This is a genomic window from Rothia sp. CCM 9419 (genome assembly GCF_048512815.1).
In the GTDB taxonomy this organism is placed as follows: domain Bacteria; phylum Actinomycetota; class Actinomycetes; order Actinomycetales; family Micrococcaceae; genus Rothia.
Genome location: NZ_JBLXXY010000011.1, coordinates 1 through 17,955, shown reverse-complemented (window position 1 = coordinate 17,955; position 17,955 = coordinate 1). Strand labels below are relative to the sequence as shown.

Here is a 17,955-nt window from a genome sequence, read left to right as displayed (position 1 = left end):
GGCTACCCAAAAAAATCCTCTCCCCCCCCCACCCCCCTTTAACAATCTCCACAACGGTTCATTCCAAGAACCAACAGAGAGACTAATGGCTCAAAGCGTTTTTAAACCACCCCGTGATAGAAATTGGGTGAGTAATCGCTGTACCTACCACCACCGCATGAGCACCTGCATCAAGCGCTTCACGCGCCTGCGCCGGAGTATGAATACGGCCCTCAGCAATTAGCGGGACGTCAAAACCTGCTTCTGCAATCGAACGTAGCAGCTCAAGATCAGGGCCATCAGTTTTTGCGCGAGCATCGGTATAACCAGCAAGAGTAGTACCAATAAAATCAGCACCAGCCTCAACAGCTGCCTTAGCTGCTTCAAAGCTATCGCAATCAGCCATAACTAAGGCATGAGAACGTTCATGAACACCACGAATAGTCTCTGCTAAAGATAACCCATCAGGACGTTCACGAGTTGTTCCATCGAGAGCAACAATATGAGCCCCAGCATGAGCAACACTCAACGCATGGTTAAGCGTAGGCGTAATAAAAATATCTTCATGTCCGTCTTTCCACAGCCCAATCACCGGAACTTCAACGGAATTACGAGTGAACTGAATATCAGCGATACCCTGAACACGTACAGCTGCCGCCCCTCCAAGAACAGCAGAAGCGGCAACTTGAGCTGTCGTTTGAGGCTGACGCATGGGCTCCCCAGGATATGCCTGACAAGAAACAATGAGCTGACCTTTAAGAGACTCAACCAGTTCAGAAGCAGTAAACATGAAAACTCCTTATCGAAAAATATGGCGATAACTACGCTAATGAAGAACGATGAATAAGTGAAGCTGCGCCAATGAGAGGAGCATCAGAACCAAGCTCTGCCAAAACGATAGGAGTGCTCTTCGCCTGACCTAAAGCAGCTTGAGCATAAGAATCAAGAAGAGCTGTCCACCAGCGGTCACCTAAATTAACAACACCGCCAGAGACAACAATCAGATGAGGATCAAAAATAGTAGCAAGGTCGCCCAACGCAATTCCAGCAGCTTGACCAGCAAAAATAATAGCTTCTTGAGCTAGCTCATCCCCTTGTTGAGCACGCACAGAAACTTCTTTCGTATCCGGTGCCGGAGCACCACCTAGCGCAAGATATTTACGAAGAACCGCAGGCCCAGCTGCAACAGCTTCAACATGCCCACGACCACCGCACGGGCAATCCAAGCCAACAGCTAGAGGAGAAGAAAAATGTCCGGTATGACCGGCAAGAGAATGAGCACCGCGCATGAGCTTGCCATCTTCAATGTAGCTTCCACCCACACCAGTACCGAACGCCATCATGAGCGATGAGGGCGCTTGAGCCGCAGCACCAAGCCACGCTTCGCCTAACGCATGGGCATGAACATCATTGACAGCACGCGTCGGTAAAGAGGTCATTGACTCAACGATGGACGCAAACTGAACGCCCGTCCAGTCTTTAATAACGTTGGCGGCGGTAACAACAGTGCCGTTCTCATCAATAACACCAGCTGAGCCTATACCGACACCGGCAACATCCCAACCATGAGAACGAGCATAAGAAATGTGTTCCAACACAGCCTCAGCGGTGTGCTCGGCAAGAGCCACACCGCCAAGCTGAGCAAGGGTAGGAATCTCCGCACGATGCAAAACAGCACCGCGCTGATCAACAATTCCGAGGGCGGTTTTTGTGCCACCTAAATCAACCGAAATTGCGACGACGGTGCTGTTTTCCACGATGATTCCTTTACCTTGCAATGTGTGTGTTGGTTTATATTCTGTATCTAAAAGCTAGAGCCTAAAGCAACCCAGCTTCAACGAGAATGCCACGAATACGTTCAGCTTCAGTATCGTTGAGAGACTCCATCGGGGTGCTCATACGACGTGAAGAGATAACGCCCATTAACTCAAGAGCAGTTTTGAACGCTCCAAGGCCAGCTGCACCACCAGAAACACTGGGGGTTGTGACATTGACAATCCTGAAAAGCTGAGCCAGACGGTCTTGTTCCGCCTTAGCTTGTGCCCAGTCACCGGCACGAGCTGCCTCGTAAAGGCGAACATATCCAGCAGGATCAACGTTGCCCAAACCAGGTACCATACCTGCAGCACCAGAGAGCATTGCACCATCACAGACCACTTCGTGTCCAGTGAAGAGGCTGAAATCTTCAAGATCTGCAGTCTCGAGAGCTAGTAGGCGGAAGGAAATATCATCGTTAGAAGAATCCTTCACACCAGTAATTACGCCTTCGCGAGCAAGCTTCGCAAGCAGACCAACAGGTAGCTTCTGCTTAGTACGTACAGGAACGTCGTAGGCAAAAACAGGAACGTCTACTGCTGCTGCAATCGCACGGAAATGACGCTCTTCTTCATGAAGATTATCAATAGCGTAATACTGGCTTGTGACAACGATAGCGTCGCCACCGATAGCCAAAAGACGCTGAGCTTCGTCGATAACGCGAGCAGTGGTCTGCTCATTGGTACCAATGATGAGGGGGACTCGTCCATCGATAGCTTCAACGCAAGTACGTAAGACAAGTTCACGCTCAGCGTTAGTCATATAAGGAACTTCAGAAGAAGAACCGAGAGCGAAGATACCGCTGACACCACCGGAGATAAGGTGCTCAACAAGACGTGAGATGGAATCGGTGTCGATGTCACCTTCTGCAGTGCGAGCGGTGAGCAAAGGAGGAATGACTCCTGAAAAGGTCATGATAAATAATCCTTAGAAAAAATTATTGACTAAATAACGTGTTCTTTTTAGACGTGAAGCAAGGTCGGTGCCGCACCCAAAAGAGTGCGTGTGTAGTCCTGCGAAGGACGGTCAAAGACTTGTTCCGCGCTACCTTCTTCAACGATGCGTCCCTTATTCATAACGCAGATACGGTCAGAGACGTATCGAACGGTCTGAATATCGTGGGAGATGAAAACCATTCCCAGATAAAGTTCACGCTTGAGGTCGCTCAAAAGGTTAAGTACCTGCGCGCGAACAGAAACGTCCAACGCGCTGGTAGGTTCATCTGCCACAATCACTTTGGGTTCAAGAGCTAACGCACGAGCGATAGCTACACGCTGGCGCTGACCACCAGAAATTTGAGAGGGCAAAGCTTCAGAAGCTGACACCGGTAGACCGACTAAATGTAGAAGTTCACGTACTCGACGGTCTCGTCCACTTTTATCACCGATGCCGTGCACATCCAGCGGGTCTCGGAGAATATCTTGGATTGTCATACGAGGGTTCAACGCGGTAGCTGGATCCTGGAAGACAATCGAGATATCCGAACCGAAATCATGTCGTAGTGCAGCGTTTCGTTTGAGAGCACTCTTGCCCTTGAAGAGAACATCTCCGTCCGTTGGTTTTTGAAGACCCACGATAACTGACGCCAAAGTAGACTTACCGCATCCAGACTCGCCGACGAGACCGATTGTTTCGCCGCGGCGAACTTTCAGAGAAACACCATCAACAGCTTTGACGATATTTGGTTTGAAGATACCACCAGTACGGGAACGGTGGTGAACTTTGACATCTTTGAGCTCGATGATGGTCTCACCTAGACGGGCTACTGCCTTACGCCCAACAGTGTTGAGCAGTTCTGGGTGAGCGTCAGCGTTGTTGCTGTTTTCGTTGCTCATGACTGTGCTCCTTGTTGTGCTTGTGCGTCTTCTGGTAGGTGAGAAGCCCAGAAGTGGTCGTCTTCTCCAGGGACTGGAACGAAGACAAGCTTCTGATGAGGATCTGCATCTTCACGTAATGAACGAGGTGCAAAACGGTCACCAACAGCGAAGTCGCCAGGGGAGGGGACTGTACCAGGAATCTGGTAGAGACGTTCAGAACCGGATTCGATAGAGAGGACCGATCCTAGAAGTCCACGAGTGTACTCGTGCATAGGGTTCTTCAGAAGCTGTACGGTTGCACCAGCTTCTACGACCTGACCTGCGTAGAGGACAGAGATACGGTGCGCTACCTGTGCAACAAGTGCGAGGTCGTGGCTCACGAAAATCATCGCGAATCCTAGCTGTTCACGGAGCTCATTGAGCAAATCAATGACCTCAGCTTGAACAGTAACGTCCAGAGCAGTCGTTGGCTCATCTGCAATAACGAGTTTGGGTGAACGAGATAGCGCCATAGCGATGAGTACGCGCTGACGCTGACCACCAGAAAGCTCGTGCGGGTACGAGTTGAGGGTTCGGATGGGGTCAAGCTTCACCAAGCGTAGAAGCTCTTCAGGTGACTTACGTCCGCCACGGCTGGTGAGCTGTTCCATCTGATCTTTGATGAGCATGGAGGGGTTCAACGAGCTAAGAGCGTCTTGATACACCATGGAGATGATAGAACCGCGTAGTTTTTCAAAGACAGATTCAGGGGCTCCAACAAGTTCTTGTCCTTCAAAGACAGCAGAACCAGTAATCTTTGCTTTCTTATCGAGCAGACCGATAATTGCCAAAGAAGTAATGGACTTACCAGAACCAGATTCACCAACGAGTCCCATGGTCTGTCCTTCGTACACGGTGAAGGACACTTTATCAACGACTGGGGTGTCGCCGAAACGTTCTGGGAAGTAGATGCTGAGGTCTTTGACTTCAAGGATTACAGGAGCGTTCTTATCTACAACGAAACGGTCGGTACGACGGTTTTCTGCCTCACGAAGTTTGACAAGAACGTTATCTAGTTCGCGTTGTGCTTGAAGGTCGCGGTGCTTGCGAATTTCTGCAAGTTTTGCTTCTGCAAGTTCCTCTTCAGCAGTGATGCCGTTAGCGCCAGCTACTGGGTCGGTATCTTCGATAACGACTTTGCGGCGTAGCTTGGGGTTGACCATTGCGTCTGTCATGCCTTCGGAAAGGACGTTCAACGCAAGAACGGTTAAGAGGATGATGATACCGGCGAAGGTTGTTGCCCACCAACCGCCAGAGAGGATGAGCGCACGACCGTCAGAGATGACGTTACCCCATGAAGGGTTCGGTGGGCGCACACCGGCGGAGAGGAAGGACAAGGACGCTTCGAGGATGATAGCGTCTGCAACCATGACCGTTGCGAATACGAGAACTGGTGCGATGGTGTTACGGACGATATGTTTTGTCAGAATGTAGGGGCGAGCTGCACCCATAACGCGTTCTGCGCGGACGTAGTCTTCGTCCCAAGCAGCAAGTACCTGTGCGCGGACTACGCGAGCTAGCTGTGGAGTGTACACCACCGCGATAGCAATGATGATAGTGGGGATGGAGTTCCCTAGTGATGCCAAGAGCACTGCGGCAAGTGCGATACCGGGGAATGCCATGAAGATATCCATGATGCGCATAATGGTTTCGGAAGCCCATTTGCCGCTGGTTGCTGCGATAGCTCCGAGGATGCCACCGGCAACAAGTGCGACGGCAACGGAACCAAGACCAACCATCAAGGAAGATTGTCCACCGTACATCAGGCGTGAGAAGATATCGCGGCCTTGACGGTCTGTACCAAACCAGTATTCGGCGCTTGGCGGGTCAATGGGCATTCCCGTTGAAGCTAGCGGATTATGTGGGGCAAGCCAGGGAGCCGCGAAGGAGATGAAGATGATAAATACTAAGAACCCCAGGGCGATTTTAGAACCAAGTGGCAACGCTTTGAAGCGAACGCCAGGGGCGGAGAGTCGTTCAGCGAGTCCTCTGCGCACAGTTACACCGTCCTAATTCGTGGGTTGATGAGTAGGTAAAGGAGGTCAACCACAATGTTGACGAGGACGAAGGTCACCGCGATGGTGAGTACTACGCCTTGTACGAGGTTGACATCGTTACCTGTGATACCGGTAAAGATGAGGTTGCCCATGCCGTTGAGAGAGAAAATCATTTCGATCACGACAGCACCACCGAGGAGGTAGCCAATACGCAAACCAAGAACGGTTACGGGAGTAATGAGGGCGTTTTTGAGAACGTTCTTTGTAACGACTTCACGGTAAGGAACACCGTTGCCGATAGCGGTACGAACGTAGTCTTTATCGAGCTCTTCAACCATCGAGGTGCGTACGGTACGGATCAAGGAAGCGCATACGGGTACTGCGAGAGCTACTGCTGGCAGTGTCATATAAGATAGCCATGTTCCAAATCCTCCGCCTTCTGGTGGGGTGCCTCCGGATGGGAAAATTCCTAGGTCAAGTGCGAAGTATTGGATGAGCAAAATACCGAGCCAGAAGGAAGGCGTTGCGATAGATGCCATGGAGAGTACGCGGATGATCTGGTCTGGCCAGCGGTCGCGGTAGAGTGCGGCGATGACGCCGAGCACGAGGGAGACGACTGCTGCGATGAGAACACCGAAGAATGTGAGCTGAATGGTGACAGGAAATGCTGCTGTGATTTGGTCGATGACGGGCTGAGCCGGTGCGGTGGTCATGCCAAGGTCAAAGTGGAGCAGACGCCAGAGGAAGGCGAAGTATTGCACGATGAGAGGTTTATCTAAACCGTGTTCAACGCGATATGCTTCTTTTGCTTCTTGTGAAGCGCCTTCACCGAGGGCGATAGTTGCTGGGTCACCGGGGGTGAATTGCAAGATAACGAAGACGAGGATTGTCACACCCAAGAGCATGATGGGTAGTGCAAGTAGTCTTCTTCCAAGTAGTCGAAGAAAATTAGCCAAGAGAAACTCCCGCATAGAGAATGCGTGTGAAAAAGGTTCGACGGTGACTCCCGTGGTACGGAAATGAAGCAATCCGTACCAATGCCCGGAAGCCACCGCCGATCATGATGTGAAGGAAAAAGGGAAAAACCTTCACAAACCGCTGTGTGGAATAGCGGAGATTACTTAGTCGTTCCTACACCAAGCATGGAGATGCCGGTTGTTGGAAGCGGCTTGAAATCAACGAGTGTTTCCGAATCCCACGCAGTAGGTAGTTTGCGGTGGAATAGTGGGTACAACGGAACGTTGTCAGAGAGCAAATCGAATGCTTTCTTCCACTCTGCTTTGGGATCTGATGAGGTAGTTGCAGCGTTCATGTATTCCTGAAGCTGCTTGTACTGTTCAGTTCCTGACCAGCGGAAACGGTTGGTGGGCCAGGTGTCGCCACGGTACCACCAGGAGAGGAGCAAGTCTACGTCGTTACCGAATACGGAGGGGTCGCCGGGTGCGATGAGAACATCGAAGTTTCCGGTGTCTACGTAGTCGGAGTACAGTGAGGACGATGGTGTAGGCTCGATAGTCGCCTTGATGCCAGCTTCCTTGAGTGATTCTTGGATGAGCTGAACACAGGAAACAACCCAGTCGTGGTCGGTTGAACGCACGGTGAGGGTGAGGTCTTCAACGCCAGCGTCTTTGAGGAGCTTCTTTGCCTTGTCTGCATCGTGGGTGTAGACAGTAGAAGCTTCAACGTAATCTGGGTGGCTCTTCTGCAAGAAGGAGGTTGCAGGTTCTGCGTTGCCAAGCAGTGCAGTCTTGATGACTTTGTCCATGTCGAGTGCGTAGAACAGTGCTTGACGTACTTCAACCTTGTTGAAGGGCTCTTTTTCGCAGTTGAACATCATGAAGAGCAATCCGAAGGACTGTACGGATTCTACGCTAAGACCGGAGGTGTTCTCCAAGACTGCGATGTTGTCGTAAGGTACAGACTCTACCGCCTGAACACGCTTGGACTGGATAGCGGTAACGCGTGCTGCTGCGTCTGAGAGGATGGACCAGTTCATAGCCTTTGCGAGTGCTGGGCGAGGGCCGTTGTACTCGTCGAAGCGCGCGAATTCGATGTGGTCGCCCTTGGTTGCGGAAACGAACTTGTAAGGGCCGGAACCGATGGGGTGTGCACCGAATGCTTCAAAGTCTTTTTCTGCGCTTTCAGGCATAATCTGCATCAAGGAGATGCGGTCAGCGAAGAGCGAGAATGGCTGGTTGAACTTGAACTCTACGGTGGAGTCATCAACAGCGTTGACAGAGTCGATGAAGTAGAGGAACTGTGCAAAGAGGGAGCTCTTGTCAGTGAACTTACCGTAGGTGTAAACAACGTCGGATGCCTTGACAGGGTCGCCGTTGTGGAATTTTGCACCTTCGCGCAAGGTGACGTGGTAGGTGGTGTCGTCAATCTTTTCAGGGTCTGCAGTTGCTAGAGCGTTATAACGCTTGCGGCTTGCAGGGTCTAGACCATAAAGACCTTCAAAGATGTGTATGTTCGCTGCGAGGGGGCCAGCACCGGATGCCTGTGATGGTGCGAAGGTGGTGGAGATATCGTATGCGATACCAGCGGTAATGGTGCCATCTTTGTTAATCTCGCCAGCTTTTGCTCCATCTGCTTTAGCGTCAGAAGAGCCTTTAGAGCCTGAGCCGCATGCTGCGATAGATGCAGCAAAAGCGGTGGCTGCTGAAACTGAGCCTGCTAGCTTGAAGAAGCTGCGGCGAGTCGAGCTGTGCTCGGTGATGTCTTTAAGGTGAGGCATAGTCGCACTCCTTTGTGGACGGTTGTTTTATTGAAAGAACACCCTGACGTAGGATGTCCTACCTGTATTATAGAATAGTAGCCATCTCCCAGATGTGCAACATCAAAGGGGATGTTACTTTCTATAAAAAATATTAGTTTCGTCTAAAATAAGATTCTGGATTTGAGAAGAGGAGCCGTGGTAAAAAACACAAAACCGCAAGTGGGGGCGGTTAAAAAAATTTATGAAGTTAATAGTGTCCCTCATGCTTCACGTGCAAAAAATCGTCAATATCAACTCCAAAACGAGATTATCGAAATAATCCTGCGTGAAAAACTCGTACCGGGAGACCCCCTTCCTACTGAGCAACAACTGATTGAAGAGTTAGAAGTTGGGCGTAACTCCCTGCGAGAAGCACTCAAAGTCTTAGAAGGGTTAGGGATTATTGAAGTCCGTCACGGGTTTGGAACATTCGTTGGAGGACGTGTTCTAGAAGCCATGACTCGCGGGCTAACATTCCGCGGATTAACCTCCTTGCATCGTGGCGGTAAAGAAGCACGAGAACTCACAGATGTTCGTCAAGCCTTAGAGACAGGGTTAATCGCTCTTGCAATACCGTTGATGAGCGATGAACAAATAGCAAAAATTGAGTATGCCGTAACTCAGATGGAACAGGCTGTTAAAGAAGGTAAAGATTGGTCATGCTGGGACAGGGAGTTTCACGCATCGCTTTATGAACCATTGAAAAATGATTTACTTTCAGAACTTTTGGAAGTGTTCTGGATTGTCTATAACGTGATTTCCGTAGAACTAGATGCCGTTGTTCCTGCTAGTCAGAAGCAAGGTGAGTCTTTAGTTGCTGCTCACCGAGACATCCTTAATGCTGTGAAAAAAGGCGATGCAGTGGCTGGAACAGAGCTTATGGCTGCCCATTTTGCTGGCATTCGAGGGCGTCTAACGGCATGGCAAAGAGCTACTCGAGAAGATACTTAAACAAAACTTTTTGCACGTGAGTTCCAGATATTGAGCTTTTGGTGTTAGTGTGGTGCTTATCTTAGATGTGCGCTGTAGCACATATTTAAACATCTATGTCGATGGAGCATTTCAACGATGAAACAACACACTAAGAGCCTTTTCGCACTCTCGCTCATCGCAGCGACCACAAGCACAGGAATCATTCCCGCTTACGCAACACCACAACCGGTCCTACCAGCAACTTCTGGACCGGGCACCTACCAAGAACAAAACCTCGGTGAAAAACTCATCGGAGATTCCGCAACCTACCGCATTCCAGCACTAGCTGACCTCGGAAATAATGTCGTCCTTGCCGCATGGGACGGGCGCCCCTACAACGCAGCAGACGCACCAAACCCCAACTCTATTGTGATGCGCCGATCAACAGACGGCGGAAAAACATGGAGCGACATCAGCTATATCGCCAAAGGACACCTCGGCAATGACGGAACCCAAAAATACGGTTACTCAGACCCCTCCTTCGTCGTAGACCGAGAAACCGGAAGCGTCTTCGCTTTCTTCGTCAAATCGCACAACCAAGGATTCTGGGGTAGTGCCTACGGAAACGATATGAGCGACCCTGACGTTATGGGCGCAGTCGTCACTGAATCCACTGACGGAGGACTCACCTGGAGCGAACCTCGAGACATCACACCCATCGTCAAACAAGGCGCAGACAAAAACAACCCCCAACCCGGAGACGCCCGAGCTATCTTCGCCACCAGCGGTGAAGGCATCCAACTACGCTACGGAACCTACAAAGGCAGACTCATCCAACAGTTCACAGGAACCGTCAAACAAGCTGCCGGTGGAGAAAAAACCCAAGCGTACTCCGTCTACTCCGACGACCACGGAAAGACATGGAAACGTGGCGAATACGTCGGTATCGAAATGGACGAAAATAAAGTCGTCGAACTCTCTGACGGGAGAGTTATGCTCAATTCCCGTGATTTCGTCTTCTCCGGATACCGAAAAGTAGCCATCTCTGAAGACGGCGGGCACAGCTACTCTGAAGTCACCCTCGACAAACAACTACCCGACCCCAAAAATAACGCCTCAATCTTTAGGATGTTCCCCGAAGCTCCAGAAGGCAGCAAAGACGCCCAAAAACTCATCTTCACCAACTCCAATAACAACAACGGAAACTCCCGCGAAAACCTCACCGCACGAGTCTCCTGTGATGACGGACAAACATGGCCAGGCATCCGACAATTTAAAGACGGATTCGGAGCATATTCCACTGGAACCGCGTTATCAAGCGGAGGATTTGGCGTCCTCTACGAAGCAAGCTATCAAAATGACATGCGCTTTGGTGTTTTCGACGAAGACTGGCTCAACGTTGTCTGCGCACCACTTAGCGCAGAAGACATCACCGTCGATGAAAATAGCGTTACGACTATTCCCGTGACAGTTACCAACCAAGAAGAACACCCCGTAAGTGGTAGCGTTACCGTCCATGACAACCGCGGATTCACCGCAACAGACGTAAACGTTCCTACCCTTGACGCTGGCGCTAGTACCGTCGTCAATATTCCGCTCACTGCAACCGCTCAAGCACGCAGCGGTTCACTCGATGTTGTCTTTACTGAGGCGCAAGGAAAACAATCACGTTATACCTTCTCTGCACAAGTAAACCGCACCAGTGAAACACCTTTCCAAGTGGTCTTGAGCGAAGGACAAGCAGCTGACCGTGACATCTCAGAAAACCCCTATCACGTAGGAGATGTCGTATCCTATACCTTCCGTGTTACGAACACCAGCGGAGAAACTGTTGATGCCGTACCTACCGGAGGAAATCTCGACCACGGCTTCCTTCCACCCAACGCGCCAAACTGCCGTTGGCGCAACCTCGGCGCTGACGCAACCTATGTTTGTAAAACAGCGGGGCATACGGTCACTCAAGAAGACCTTGACCGCGGATACTTTATCCCTGAAATAACTTTTAACGCTGTTTCAACAGCAGACCGCTCTAAAACAGGCGAAAGCACGTACCGTGGCGAACCCGTTTACGTTCGTGCGATCAATCTAGAACCGGCTCTAGACATCTCTGGAACTGTTGCTGGTGATACCAAAGACAGCTATGAAGTCGGCGATGTTATCAACTACCGCTTCACTGTGCATAACACCTCAGAAGGCACTGTTCACTCCGTCCCCATTGCCGGAAACTTTGAGGACGGATTCCTCCCACCCAACGCACCAAACTGCCGGTGGCTCAACCTGAAAGCTGACGCAACCTACCAATGCCATACTGCATCTCACCGCATCACCGAGGAAGACCTAGAACGAGGCTACTTCCAACCAAAAGCCACTTTTGAAGTCACCTCCACAGAAACACAAAAAACCGCTCAGGTTGAATTCGTTGGAGATCAACTCCCCGTACATCAAACGGTAGTTGAAGAGCCTGCAACACCAGAGCCAAGCAAAGAACCAGAGGTGACAACACCATATTTTCGTGATGTTAACCCTGGAGACCTGTTCTATACCGAAATCAACTGGATGGGAGAAAGCGGTATCTCTCGTGGTTGGCCTGATAAAACCTATCGGCCATTAGCACAGCTTGACCGTGCTGCTGTAGCCGCATTTTTCTATCGTATGGCAGGCTCACCAGAATATACGGCACCAGCGGTCTCACCGTTCAAAGACGTACCGACTGACCATGTTTTCTATAAAGAAATCTCATGGTTAGCAGAACAAGGCATCACTAGAGGGTGGGAAGACGGAACATTCCGTCCCCATGCGCCGGCACAACGTGACGCTATTGCAGTGTTCTTCTACCGTTTTGCTGGCTCTCCTGAATATACGGCGCCAGTGCCATCGATGTTCAAAGACATTGATTCTTCGGTAATTTTTGCCCGTGAGATTGCGTGGTTCGCTGAACAAGGCATCACTAGAGGGTGGGAAGACGGAACATTCCGCCCCTACCAGCCAACACAGCGCGATGCTATGGCAGCGTTCATTTACCGTTATATGAACGATAAACACCAAGATTAATAACGGCTAGCCTTGGCGTAGCTTGGGCGTATCGCTTCACCCATGAGCCTAATACGAGGTGGGTTTAGAACAGTGTGCCAACACTGCTCTAAACCCACCTCGACGCTCTTTAAAATCTTCCTATCTGAGTCCTCAAAGAATAAGGAGCTTTAGGAGGCTAAACACTCTGGGCGTGAGCAGACGACGGCGACAGTTCAGGAGAATACACCGAAGAAACACGTTCTAAAAGACGGGTACGTAATTGCTGAGCACGGGCTGCAAAATCACGTTGATAACGCACATATTCTGCTTTACCGGAAGGAGTCTCCACCTTAACAGGGGTATAACCCCAATCGTGGAGATCATAAGGGGCTGCCCGCATATCAAGTTCACGCACCTGCCACGCTAACTCAAAACAATCCAGAAGAAGTTGAGAATCAACCAAAGGAAGAAGCTTATACGCCCACTTGTAAATATCCATGTTTGCGTGCAAACATGCTGGCTGTTCAAGAACACGCTGTTGCTGACGGGTTGGTTGTAGCTCATTCTTTGGGGCAGCCTGTGGCATGAAGAACCGGAACGCATCAAAATGTGAGCAACGGATACGATGAGAATCTACCACCTCATTAGTGCCTTCAGCACCTAACCGTAAGGGTAAATAATCATGGCGGATATTATTCTCTACGGAACGATACGCCATCGCCCACTCGTGCATCCCAAAACACCCGAAAAAACCATTTTTCTGGGCAGTATTCGAAAGGATTTGATAGATATAACTCACGGCTTCAGAACGGCGTTGCAAAAATTGTGCAATATCAACCGTAACAGCACAATCGCTAGAAGAAATACGTTCTTTGTGTGCTTCGCTAAGAGGTAACTGCGCAATGTCTTCAGCGCTTAGACGCATATAAAATTTCTGCTGAGCATACTCAGATGCATCAAGCAAAATAACACCAGCACCGGGATGCCAACGCTTAAACTGTGCAGGCTTGAGGGTGTAGTAGGTGAAAAGGAAATCCTCAACCGGATGTTTTTCTCCGCGATGGCGTCTTGCTAAATATGGGTCCGCGAAAACAGCGGCACGTTCGTGATGTTCACGCGCGTACTTCTGCCACTGCTCAGGCTCATAAAGAACCCATGAAAATGCCTCAACGGAAAAACTCATAGGAAGTATTTTACCGTTGAGGCATCATAGAATCTGCGTGAGTCTTTAGCGACCTGTACCACCGTAAACAGTCGCTTCGCCTTCAGCGTCAAGATTAAAAGCCGTATGCACGGCGCGTACCGCTTCGTCGAGCTTGTCTAAATCAGTAATGACTGAAATACGAATTTCTGAGGTTGAAATCATCTGAACGTTCACCCCAGCTTGGCTTAGCGCCTCAAAGAAGGTGAAAGACACACCAGAATGAGCCTTCATACCCGCACCAACTAAGGAGAGCTTACCAATTTCTTCGGTGTAGCGTAGCTCCGTAAAACCGACCTCTTCTTGTGCCTGCTCTAGACGTTTCACAGCTTTTGCTCCCTGATCTTGAGGAAGAGTAAAAGTAATGTCGGTAACGTCAGGGCGGTCCGTAGAAACGTTCTGAACAATCATATCCAGATTCACGTTAACTTCGTTGAGCAAACCAAAGACTTTCGCAGCAGAACCCGGTGTATCAACAACCCCAATAAGAGTAACTTTTGCTTGGCTGCGGTCATGTGCAACACCAGAGATGAGGGGCTGTTCCAAGGGAATCTCCTTTAAATGGTTAGGGGTCAGTTCTTCAGAATTCTCGGGAATAACAAGTGTTCCCTCCAACTCAGAAAATGATGAACGAACATGTAATTTCAAGTTAAAACGGCGCGCGTACTCTACACAGCGTAGATGCAAAATTTTTGAACCATTTGCTGCCATCTCAAGCATTTCTTCGCTAGTAATGGTCTCCAGCTTATGGGCGGTCGGAACAACACGCGGATCAGCTGAGAAAACACCATCGACATCAGAATAAATCTCACAGACATCAGCATTTAAAGCGGCAGCTAACGCGACTGCGGTAGTGTCTGACCCGCCACGCCCTAACGTTGTAATATCACCGGTCTGACGGTTCATTCCCTGAAAACCGGCAACGATAGCAATATCGCCCTCTGCTAATGCGGCATGAATACGTTGCGGAGTAACCTCTACAAGACGAGCAGCGCCGTGTACGCCATCGGTAATCATCCCAGCTTGAGAACCGGTAAAAGATTTCGCTTTGACCCCGAGGCTGTTAATCGCCATAGATAACGCTGCCATAGAGATACGTTCACCAGCGGTCAGAAGCATATCCAGTTCTCGTGAAGGAGAAGAATCTGAAGTAATCTCTGCGGCAAGATCTAATAGTTCATCGGTGGTATCTCCCATAGCGGAGACGACCACTACCACATCATTCCCTGCTTTTCGGGTATCTACAATACGTTTGGCTACGCGTTTGATACCGTCTGCATCTGCGACCGATGAACCACCAAATTTTTGAACAATCAGGCTCATAAACTTACTCCACTAGATTTTCTTCTGAAATAACCGTCAGAGGGCTGACGATTCTGCATCCATACTAGAGTAGTTCAGTGTTCAAGTGGTAAACGCGTCTCAAACGTAGACATTGCTACACAGATTACTTCATATTAACCCATATTGTGTAACCTAAAACACTATATTAATTGTGTTTTTCGTGCCCCATGATGTATCCTCACTTTAGGCGAACCCTAACGCCTAACGGCATCGTTGAACCCTAGCTTAAACAATGCACCGTAAAGGGGAAAGACTCCTCATGGGACATACTGCAACACAACACCGCCCCACTTCTACAACAAAAGGGCGGCACACGACGTGGTGCATATTGAGTTCACATCATCAGATAACACGAAAAGTAGGCTAGGGATACACATGTAAGGGTTATCCATGACAACTCAACGCAATTTCAAAACTCAAGTACGCGCTCGCATGCAACAAACAGGGGTAAACTACACCACCGCTCGCATGGAACTACTTAAAGAGTACGAAGAACAGCACCAGAGCGCGCGTAAAGAAGCCTACCAAGAACACCAAACCATCGTCTCCCGATTCTTTAAAGACGGCGCGATGACGGTCATTCCCTCAAAACGTCGAACACGAGCACATATTTTGCTCTACCTCATCAACTATTTTCAGAGGGGCCAAAGCTACACCGAGCAAGAAGTAAACCACATTCTTAACGAATTGTGGTCAGACTTCGCATACCTCCGACGAGAACTCGTTGACTACGGGTATTTAGAACGAAACACCCACGGAGAATACTGGCTAACAGCCTTTAGCCCCGAACGGTGGGGAACCGTTTTACACGATGAAGCTCCGGCATGGGAATTCTATTGGCTACCAGACTATTTGAACGGGCAAGAAAAACAGGTAGATTTCTTCGGCACACTATAAAACGTCTGAACACAACATTCAGTACGATTTATTGCCAAGGGTTCACATACGTTCGCCCCGGGATAGGCGGAATCTGAGGGGTTGGGGTGCGTAGCGGAGTCTTCTTTAACTCCTCTAAGCGTTCTTGATAGCTCTGCTGCTGAGATGAAGAACCATCTTGTTCTTCTGGGCGAGAGTTACCCTCAGGTTCCGTTATCGTTTCGGCATCGAGTTCTTCTAAAAGCGGTTCGTTGAGGGTGCCCTGCTGCGGTGCATCTTCATGTTCTTCAGATAGCTCTTCGAACATTGAACCACTCCATCTTTGGCGAGGTTGTGGTGCCGGCGTATTTTGAGCTTGTCGTTCTTGGTCTTCAGCAACAGCTTGAGTAAACGCCTCTGCATGATTTTCTGTACTGTGGCGGTTACCTTCAGCAATAATACGGCGACCTTCTAACGCTCGTCCAAGGGTAATCTCATCGGCGTATTCGAGGTCTCCGCCCACGGGCAACCCAGAAGCTAGACGTGAAACTCGAACACCTAAAGGAACAAGTAACCGAGAAAGGTATGTTGCTGTTGCTTCACCTTCGAGGTTTGGATCCATCGCTAAAATAATTTCTTCGATACGTTCGTCAGCAAGGCGCGCAATGAGTTCACGAATACGAAGCTGTTCGGGGGTAAGCCCCGCTAGAGGGTTAATTGCCCCGCCTAAGACATGGTATCGTCCGTGAAAAGAACGAGTACGTTCAATCGAGACCACATCTTTTGATTCTTCAACGACGCATAAAGTCGTTGGGGTGCGACGTTCATCCCGACAGATAGCGCACTGATCTGTTTCGGAGATATTTCCACATACTTGGCAGAAACTCACAGTGTTTTTGACGGTATTAATCGCATTGGTAAGTTTCTGCATTTCTGAAGAATCAGAATTCAAGATATGAAAGGCGATACGTTGGGCAGACTTTGGTCCAACACCTGGCAACCTGCCAAGCTCATCGATGAGGTTCTGCACCGCAGCATCGTACATAGAGAGAGCTCCTTATATATGGGTAGAACGCAAGTAGAAGAATACGTGGTTAGTTTTTGATGTTGTCGATAACAACTCCACCAAGAATTTTTTCGACGGCTCGTTGTCCGATGAGCATAACCTTCTCTAGAGGTTCGTCTTCATCAGAGGGGACGAAGTCTTCTTCTACGGGATTATTATCGTGAACCTCTTGAGCCTTTTCGTGTACGGCGCGGTTTCCTTCAGCCACTTCTTTGGCATATTTTTCGCGGAAGCTTGGTGCTGTATCTTCGTGTTTTTCGTCGTCGTTTTCTACGTTTTGAGTTTCGTCCTCAGCTTCTTCAGGCTGTTCTGGTGCAACGGAGATGTCGGGGCGTTTCCATTGCTGTGAAGTGGGGTGATTCTCTCGTGCGGAGTCGTGTAGGGGTGGTGCCTGTCCGTCGATAACACGTAAATGAGGGTGCTCTTCGACAAAATCGTCTACATCATCGTCCTCTGTGTCATCAGCTGGTTCGTATTCGACGTTAGCGATACTGTTATGTACTGGCTCTGCTATTTCTGGTTCTTCAGTTGGGTCTGGTACGGGGCTAAGAACTGTTGTTTTAGTCTGTTCTGGTGATGAGGATTCTATCGGCTGTTCCTCATCAGGGTGTGAGGGTACAGGCGCTACTTCCCAATCGGTGACGGGGTTATTCCAGTTTTCGGGGCTGAATTCTGGGTCTTTTCCGGTGTGGGGTTGTAGATGCTCGTTCCACTGTTGCTGTGGTTGAGGTTGTTCAACGGCTGGTTTTTGAAGATGCTCTGTTGACGTAGCGGGGGAGGGCTGGTGTGATGGTGTGTTTTGAGGTGTAGTTTTAAGGACTTTTGCGTGAATATCACAGCGAGTGCCAAAGACTTTAAAGAGGGCGTTTTTGAGGAGGGGGAGGAATTCTTTAACGCCTCGTAGTGTTTGAATATCAGCTTCGATATAGAGGGCGTTGTTGGCGAAGTCGCAGGGATTGCATTGGCCAAATCTTTCTTGTGCTTGGCTTTCGGGTATGGCTTCGAGGACTTCTTTCCATCGTGTGGTGATGGCGTTTAAGAGTGCTGCCCCCGTGAGTGGTGCGTAGGGGTTTTTAGATGTGGTGCTAGGTGAGGTATCCTCGGCAGCGGGCTGAGCGGGCTGAGCGGGCTGAGCGGGCTGAGCGGGCTGAGCGGGCTGA

The 17,955-nt window shown here is 49.8% G+C and carries 14 protein-coding genes; 3 read left to right on the top strand and 11 right to left on the bottom strand.

Translation table 11 applies throughout. The features are described 5' to 3' along the window. Positions 1-82 precede the first annotated feature (82 nt). From ACN08W_RS08360 to ACN08W_RS08330, 7 genes are all read right to left on the bottom strand, one after another. Positions 83-769: an N-acetylmannosamine-6-phosphate 2-epimerase gene (locus tag ACN08W_RS08360; RefSeq protein ID WP_419107466.1), complete on the bottom strand. Its 687-nt coding sequence runs from the start codon at positions 767-769 to the stop codon at positions 83-85. Between the two features lie 31 nt (positions 770-800). After that, a complete protein-coding gene (locus ACN08W_RS08355) occupies positions 801-1,736 on the bottom strand; it encodes an ROK family protein (protein WP_419107465.1) in 936 nt (311 codons plus the stop codon). A gap of 61 nt (positions 1,737-1,797) precedes the next feature. Further along, complete coding sequence (locus ACN08W_RS08350; protein ID WP_419103837.1) at positions 1,798-2,709, bottom strand: dihydrodipicolinate synthase family protein; 912 nt, start codon at positions 2,707-2,709, stop codon at positions 1,798-1,800. A 47-nt stretch (positions 2,710-2,756) separates the two neighbouring features. Beyond that, positions 2,757-3,629 (bottom strand): ABC transporter ATP-binding protein, encoded by an 873-nt coding sequence (locus tag ACN08W_RS08345; protein ID WP_419102340.1) that lies wholly within the window; start codon positions 3,627-3,629, stop codon positions 2,757-2,759. Next, positions 3,626-5,647, bottom strand: coding sequence for a dipeptide/oligopeptide/nickel ABC transporter permease/ATP-binding protein (locus tag ACN08W_RS08340; RefSeq protein WP_419107464.1), 2,022 nt, complete (start codon positions 5,645-5,647; stop codon positions 3,626-3,628). The genes ACN08W_RS08345 and ACN08W_RS08340 overlap by 4 nt, the downstream gene beginning before the upstream one ends. Before the next feature lie 2 nt (positions 5,648-5,649). Next, on the bottom strand, positions 5,650-6,603 hold the full coding sequence (locus ACN08W_RS08335; protein ID WP_419102342.1) for an ABC transporter permease: 954 nt from the start codon (positions 6,601-6,603) through the stop codon (positions 5,650-5,652). A 161-nt stretch (positions 6,604-6,764) separates the two neighbouring features. Then, on the bottom strand, positions 6,765-8,384 hold the full coding sequence (locus ACN08W_RS08330; RefSeq protein WP_419109252.1) for an ABC transporter substrate-binding protein: 1,620 nt from the start codon (positions 8,382-8,384) through the stop codon (positions 6,765-6,767). 177 nt (positions 8,385-8,561) lie between these two features. On the opposite strand from ACN08W_RS08330, the gene ACN08W_RS08325 reads away from it, so the two are divergent. Both ACN08W_RS08325 and ACN08W_RS08320 read left to right on the top strand, forming a co-directional pair. Beyond that, positions 8,562-9,356 (top strand): FadR/GntR family transcriptional regulator, encoded by a 795-nt coding sequence (locus ACN08W_RS08325; protein WP_419103834.1) that lies wholly within the window; start codon positions 8,562-8,564, stop codon positions 9,354-9,356. Positions 9,357-9,473: 117 nt separating this feature from the next. After that, positions 9,474-12,368: an exo-alpha-sialidase gene (locus ACN08W_RS08320; RefSeq protein ID WP_419109251.1), complete on the top strand. Its 2,895-nt coding sequence runs from the start codon at positions 9,474-9,476 to the stop codon at positions 12,366-12,368. A 157-nt stretch (positions 12,369-12,525) separates the two neighbouring features. Here the strand turns inward: ACN08W_RS08320 and ACN08W_RS08315 are convergent, their stop codons facing one another. Further along, positions 12,526-13,512: a 3-methyladenine DNA glycosylase gene (locus tag ACN08W_RS08315; RefSeq protein WP_419109250.1), complete on the bottom strand. Its 987-nt coding sequence runs from the start codon at positions 13,510-13,512 to the stop codon at positions 12,526-12,528. Positions 13,513-13,557: 45 nt separating this feature from the next. Further along, the gene (locus ACN08W_RS08310; RefSeq protein ID WP_419107461.1) at positions 13,558-14,853 is read right to left on the bottom strand and encodes an aspartate kinase; all 1,296 of its coding nucleotides are present in this window, start codon (positions 14,851-14,853) and stop codon (positions 13,558-13,560) included. A gap of 411 nt (positions 14,854-15,264) precedes the next feature. On the opposite strand from ACN08W_RS08310, the gene ACN08W_RS08305 reads away from it, so the two are divergent. After that, positions 15,265-15,771 (top strand): DUF2087 domain-containing protein, encoded by a 507-nt coding sequence (locus ACN08W_RS08305; protein ID WP_419109249.1) that lies wholly within the window; start codon positions 15,265-15,267, stop codon positions 15,769-15,771. Positions 15,772-15,799: 28 nt separating this feature from the next. Here ACN08W_RS08305 and recR read toward each other — a convergent pair whose 3' ends face one another. Together recR and ACN08W_RS08295 are read right to left on the bottom strand one after the other, a co-directional pair. After that, entirely contained in the window at positions 15,800-16,774 is a 975-nt protein-coding gene (gene recR / locus ACN08W_RS08300; RefSeq protein WP_419109248.1) for a recombination mediator RecR, read from the bottom strand. Positions 16,775-16,823: 49 nt separating this feature from the next. Then, positions 16,824-17,955: hypothetical protein (locus ACN08W_RS08295; RefSeq protein ID WP_419109247.1), on the bottom strand; the 1,132-nt coding region annotated here is incomplete at its 5' end.